Origin of the sequence: Streptomyces zingiberis, from assembly GCF_012034935.1 — a bacterium.
Lineage (GTDB): Bacteria > Actinomycetota > Actinomycetes > Streptomycetales > Streptomycetaceae > Streptomyces > Streptomyces zingiberis.
The window spans coordinates 128634-134795 of the sequence record NZ_JAATEN010000020.1 but is presented as its reverse complement, the minus strand read 5'-3'; the positions used below and the strand labels follow the sequence as shown (position 1 = coordinate 134795).

The 6162-nt window shown below is 75.0% G+C and carries 2 protein-coding genes; both read right to left on the bottom strand.

Features of this window, described 5'->3' with window-relative positions:
* Nucleotides 1-749: 749 nt before the first annotated feature.
* Nucleotides 750-2957 (bottom strand): 1,4-alpha-glucan branching enzyme, encoded by a 2208-nt coding sequence (gene glgB / locus HCK00_RS21705; RefSeq protein WP_311765422.1) that lies wholly within the window; start codon nt 2955-2957, stop codon nt 750-752.
* A gap of 789 nt (nt 2958-3746) precedes the next feature.
* On the bottom strand, nt 3747-5555 hold the full coding sequence (locus tag HCK00_RS21700; protein WP_240965964.1) for a maltokinase N-terminal cap-like domain-containing protein: 1809 nt from the start codon (nt 5553-5555) through the stop codon (nt 3747-3749).
* Nucleotides 5556-6162: the final 607 nt, after the last annotated feature.

Here is a 6162-nt window from a genome sequence, read left to right as displayed (position 1 = left end):
CGTGAACACGGCAGGGCCGAACGAGTGAACCGCCCGAACGGAAAACCGGAAAGGGAACGAACGCTTCCCCCATCTCCGCGCAGCGCCACCGACCGAGCCATCGACCGGCTCTCCACCCCGCCGCCCGCCACCCGAAGGCGCGGCGCACAGGCCCCGCCGCCCCCGACCGACAAGGCCGCAACCACCGACAGCCCGCCACGACGGCGGGACAGCCGGAGAGAACCACGCACGCGTGTGCCCCGCGCACCCCCACCGGCACCAGCCACTCGATCTTTTCCACCCGCCCACCGGGCACGCCCGACCCCGAGTGGCGAAAGGCACCGCGAACCCCGACCCCGGCGCCGTAACCCCCGCCCCTCACAAACCCGCCGGCCCGCAACCCACCCGCCACCACCACCGCGCCGCCCACCCGGCGCCGTAACAGCACCCCACTGCGACCAGACGGACCGGGGACGCGCCCGACCCGCCCGACCCGACCGACTCGGGACCTGACCGACCTGACCGATCTGACCCGGACCCCGATCAGACGCGGACCCGACCCGGATCCGGATCAGACCCGGATCAGACCCGGACCCCGGATCCGTACCCGATCGCACCCCAGCCGGCCACCCCTCCCACTCCGCACGCCACCACCTCGACCCGCACCACCACCCCGTCCACTCCGCGAGCCCCGGCGAGTGCCGTCACGTGCCCGATGCGGTGCCGGGCGAGCGATCCCCCGCGCGCTCATCCGGCCGTTCGGTCGCCCGTCACACCGGCCGGAGCCACACCACCGCCAGTGGCGGCAGCGTGAGGGTGATGCTTGCGCGGCGGCCCTGCCAGGGGATCGGGTCGGGCTTGAGCGTGTCCGGGTTGGTCACACCGCTGCCGCCGTAGCCGGCGGCGTCCGTGTTGAGGATCTCCTGCCAGCCGGTGGGCTCGCTCGGCACGCCGAGCCGGTAGTCGCGGCGCACCACCGGTGAGAAGTTGGCGGCGCACAGCACCGGTGACCCCCCGGCGTCCAGGCGCAGGAAGGCGAAGACGTTGTCCTCCGCGGCGTCGCCCTCGACCCAGCTGAATCCCGCCGGGTCCGTGTCCCGCTCCCAGAGGGCCGGTTCGGCGACGTAGACCTGGTTGAGGTCACGGACCAGGTCCCGTATGCCCCGGTGGTCATCGGCCGCGGTGTAGGTCTCGTCCGTCAGCCACCACTCCGGGCCGCGCACCTCCGACCACTCCGCTCCCTGGGCGAACTCCTGTCCCATGAAGAGCAGTTGCTTGCCCGGGTGGGCCCACATGTAGCCCAGGTAGGCGCGGTGGTTGGCCCGCTGCTGCCACCAGTCGCCGGGCATCTTGCCCACCAGCGAACCCTTGCCGTGCACCACCTCGTCGTGCGAGATGGGCAGGACGTAGTTCTCGCTGTAGGCGTACACCATCGAGAAGGTCATCTCGTGGTGGTGGAACCTGCGGTGCACCGGGTCGTTCGCCATGTAGCCCAGTGAGTCGTGCATCCACCCCATGTTCCACTTCAGCCCGAAGCCGAGCCCGCCGAGCCCGTTCGGCCCGGTCCGGTGGGTGGGCCGGGTGACGCCGTCCCAGGCGGTGGACTCCTCGGCCACGGTGACGACGCCGGGGCAGCGTCGGTGGACGGTGGCATTGGTTTCCTGGAGGAAGGCCACGGCGTCGAGGTTCTCCCGGCCGCCGTACTGGTTGGGCACCCAGTCGCCGCCCTCCCGGGAGTAGTCCAGGTAGAGCATGGAGGCGACGGCGTCCACCCGCAGCCCGTCGATGTGGAACTCCTCGCACCAGTAGACGGCGTTGGCGACGAGGAAGTTGCGGACCTCCGGGCGCCCGTAGTCGAAGGTCAGCGTGCCCCAGTCGGGATGTTCGGCGCGGCGCGGATCGGCCGGTTCGTAGAGCGGGGTGCCGTCGAAGCGGGCCAGCGCCCACTCGTCCTTCGGGAAGTGCGCGGGCACCCAGTCCAGCAGGACGCCGATGCCCTCCCGGTGCAGGGCGTCGACGAGGAAGCGGAAGTCGTCGGGCGTGCCGAGCCGGGCGGTCGGCGCGTAGTACGAGGTGACCTGGTAACCCCAGGATCCGCCGAAGGGATGTTCGGCCACCGGCATCAGTTCGACGTGGGTGAAACCTAGCTCCCTGACGTACGCGGGCAGCTGCTCGGCGAGCTGCCGGTAGCTGAGCCCGGGCCGCCAGGAGCCGAGGTGCACCTCGTAGACGGAGAACGGGGCCTCGTGCACACGGCGTTCGGCCCGGCGCCGCATCCACTCCTCGTCCTCCCAGGGGTAGGCGGACGAGGTGACGACGGACGCCGTGGCGGGCGGGACCTCCGTACGCCGTGCCATGGGGTCGGCGCGCAGGGAGTGTGAACCGTCCGGCGCGGTGATGTCGAACTTGTAGAGCGCGCCGTCGCCCACCCCGGGGAGGAACAGTTCCCACACACCGGTGGAGCCCAGGGAACGCATCGGATGGCAGGTGCTGTTCCAGCCGCAGAAGTCGCCGGTGACGCGCACCCCGCGGGCGTTGGGCGCCCAGACCGCGAACCGGGTCCCGGTCACGCCCTGATGCGTCATGGGGTGGGCGCCGAGCGCGTGCCAGAGCTGTTCGTGACGGCCCTCGTGGATCAGGTGCAGATCGAACTCGCCGAGCGTCGGCAGGAAGCGGTACGGGTCGTGCTGCTCCAGCACCTCCGGGGCGTCGGGGTCGCCGTACGCGACCCGCAGCCGGTACTCCGGGACGGCGTCACACGGGAGCACGCCCGCGAAGAAGCCGTCCCCCTCGGAGTGCAGACCGGCCCGGATCCCGGCGGCGACGACGGTGACGCCGTGCGCGTACGGGCGCAGTACCCGTAGGACGACGCCACCCTCCGGGAGGGGATGGGCGCCGAGCAGGGAGTGCGGGTCGTGGTGCGCGCCGTCGAGCAGCCGCCGGCGCTCCCCGGGGTCGAGCGGGGCGGCACGGAGCACGGCGGGTCCGGTGGCGGTGGGCCCCGAACCGGTGGGCCCCGTACCGGTGGGCCCCGAACAGATGGGCCCCGTACCGGAGGTGGGGCCGGTGGCGCCGCGGTGCTCCGTGCGGCCCGGGTCGCCCGTCGCGCCGACCGGGGTGCCACCCGTCGTGGTGGCCCGGTCGCCCCGGATCGGGCGTGGACCGGCGGTGACGGACCCGGGTGCGGTGCCGGACGCCCGGGCCCCGGGGCGGCCGGGACGCCGGTCGCCGGAGCGGCCCGCCGGGGCGGGGCGGTCCCGGCCCGCGACGGGCGCGTGCTCCGTGCCGTGGTCGCCTCCCGCGGCGCTCTGCCGGTTCGCCGTCCGCCCTCGGTCCCCCGTGCCCGGTGTGGTGGCCGAGGACCGTGCCGGGCCTTCAGGTGCGGACGGGGGCGGGGTCGCCGCGGGACACGAACCCGGACCGGGAGCGGGACGGGTCTCGCCGCCCGCGGTGCCGGACACCCCGTCCGGAGCCGGGGCCGGGGCCGGGGCCGGGGTCGTCCGGGCGCCGCGGCCGGTGGCGGGGGGCCCCGGGCGCTCCGGGGCGTCGTCGGAGGGCCGGTGGGGCCGGGACGGCGGGCGGGGGGTCACAGCGAAGTCCTCCTCGGAGGAAGGCGGAACGAGAACATCCTGGGTGCGGTGGTGCGGTGGTGCGGTGGTGCGGTGGTGCGGTGGTGCGGTGGTGCGGTGGTGCGGTGGTGCGGTGGTGCGGTGGTGCGGTGGTGCGGTGGTGGGCGGCTCACCCGGGGGGAGGTGAGACGGGTCGGGTCAGCCGGATGCGTCGGGAGAGGTGGACGAACCGGGCTGGCCGGTGGGGCCGGACGAACCGCCTGAGGCGGCTGTGCCATGCGTGCCGCCTGAGCTGTCCGTGTCGTCCGGCGCGCCTGAGCCGGCCGGGCCGGAGCGGCCGGACGAACCGGCGGCACCGCGCGGCTCCGGAGGTGGCGGTCCCACCGCCCCGTACGCCTCACCCGGGTCGTGGTACCCCGCCATGGCCGTCCGGTACCGCTCCTCGACGTCGGCCGCCGGCAACTCCTCCGGCTCACCGGCGAGGCGGCGGATGGCGGCCATCGGAACCGCGAGCCAGTCGGGTCGGTGGCGGGCCTCGTACAGCACCTCGTAGACGGCCTTGTCGGTCTCGTAGGCGCGCAGCAGTTCGGGTTCCTCCCGTGGGTCGGTCCCCGCGGCCTCCGCGTAACCACCGCAGAAGGCGGCGCGGTTGAGCTCGGACCACCGTCCCGACCACTGCTGTGACCACCACTCCTCCGTCTCCCTCTCCTCCGGCCACCGCCGGGTGGCTGGAGACGGGGCGGGGCGAGGGGACGGGCCGGAGGCGCCCGGTGCGGGCGGGCGGTGCGTGCGGGCCGCGTAGTCGAACGAGCGGAGCATGCCGGCGATGTCACGGGCCACGGGCTGGAGACGGCGGCGGTCGGCGATCGGCCGGGCCGGCTCCCCTTCGAAGTCGATGAGCGACCACCGGCCGTCGTGCGGGGTGCGGAGGGCCTGGCCGAGGTGGAGATCGCCGTGTATCCGCTGGGCGGGCCAGGTGCGGCCGCGGGCGCCGAGCGCGGCGAACTCGTCGAACGCGGCGCGCAGCGGCTCCCGGTAGGGGCGGAGGGCCGGTACGGCTTCGGCCGCCGCCTCCAGCCGTTCGGTCATGACGCTCGCGATGTGCTCGATCTGCCGCCGCCGCAGGACGGCCGTGGGCAGGGCGTCGGCGAGCGCCGTGTGCACCTCCGCGGTGGCCCGCCCCAGCGCGTGGGCGGCACCGGTGAAGTCGTCCCGCGCGGCCAGGGACCGGAGGGCGAGCTGCCAGCCGTCGGCCGAGCCGGTGAGGAACGGCTGGAGGATGCCGAGGGTGAAGGTTGCGTCGTCCGGATTCTCGCCGGGGGAAGGGGCCGGTGGCACCTCACCGGAGAACCCGCCGTCCACCTCGCCACCCACTGCACGACCCACCCCGGCGCCCGCCCCACCGTCCCGCCCGGCCTCGAACCAGGCGGTGGGGTGGGGGACCCGGTCGCAGCCCACCCGGGCGAGGGCGAGAGGCAGCTCCAGATCGGGGTTGACGCCGGCACCGATACGCCGGAAGACCTTGAGGATGTACGCGTCGCCGTAGATCACCGAGGAGTTGGACTGCTCGGCGCCGACGAGCCGCGGGGCCGGTGTGGACGCGATGGCCGTCCCGGGAGCGCGGGTGAAGCGGAGTGCGCCGAGCCGGCCGGGGACGCGGAGCCGTTCCAGCAGCAGACCGGCCAGGCGCGGGTCGGCGAGGGCCTCGTAGACGGCGAGGCCCCGCAGCGGACCGGAGGAGGGGTGGCCGATCAGGGCGGGCGCGAGATGCGGGGGCAGGGTCGAGCGGACGCCGACGAGGAGCTGGTAGCAGTCGGCGCCGGCGGGGGACGACTGGCGGACGCGGACGAGGAGATGGAGCAGCCCCGGGGCCGGCCCACCGGGTGTGCAGGGCAGCACCTCGGTCGCGGAGACGAGGGAGAAGCCGGTGACGGGGCGGCCCTTGCCGGCGAACCAGCGCTGCCGGGGGAGCCACGCGCGGAGCAGGGGCTGGAGCGAGGGGAGCAGGGCGTCCCCCGTGGTGGCCCGGTGGCCGGACGGCTGCCCGGCAGCGGCAGCGGCACCGTTGCCTGGCCCGGCCGTGGCAGCGGCGGCACCGGCGGCCGGGGGACCGGTATCGGCGGTGGCGGAACCGGTATCGGTGGAAACGGCGTCGGAGCCAGCGGTGGCCGGGGCGGCCCCGGCGGGGTCGGGTGCCGTGCGGTGGCCGGGGGCCGGTGGTCCCACGGTGCGCTGCCCGGCGGCGCCGGGGCCTGCCCCGGGACCTGCTCCGGAACGCTCCTCGGGTGCTCCGGACCGTCTCTGCTCCGGGCGTCCTGAGTGCGCTGCGTCCCGGGGACCGTGGGCGCCTGCGCCGGCCGGCGAACCGGGTGGGCCCGGGGGGCCCGATGGGCCCGGCGAGCCGGGGGTGGTGACGGCGGACGGGGAGGTGGCGGGCGGATTGGCGCGGATCGGGCCCTCCGACATGGCGTCGCGTCCTTTCCCCGGGCACACCGTCGATGCGCGCGATGCGCGAAGTGTCCCGGATGGCGGCAATTGCTGTCCGGCGGTGCGGGACGTGTCGGGTGAGGATCGTCCGATCAGGTAAGGCCGTGAGCCGGGCCCGAGCTGAGGG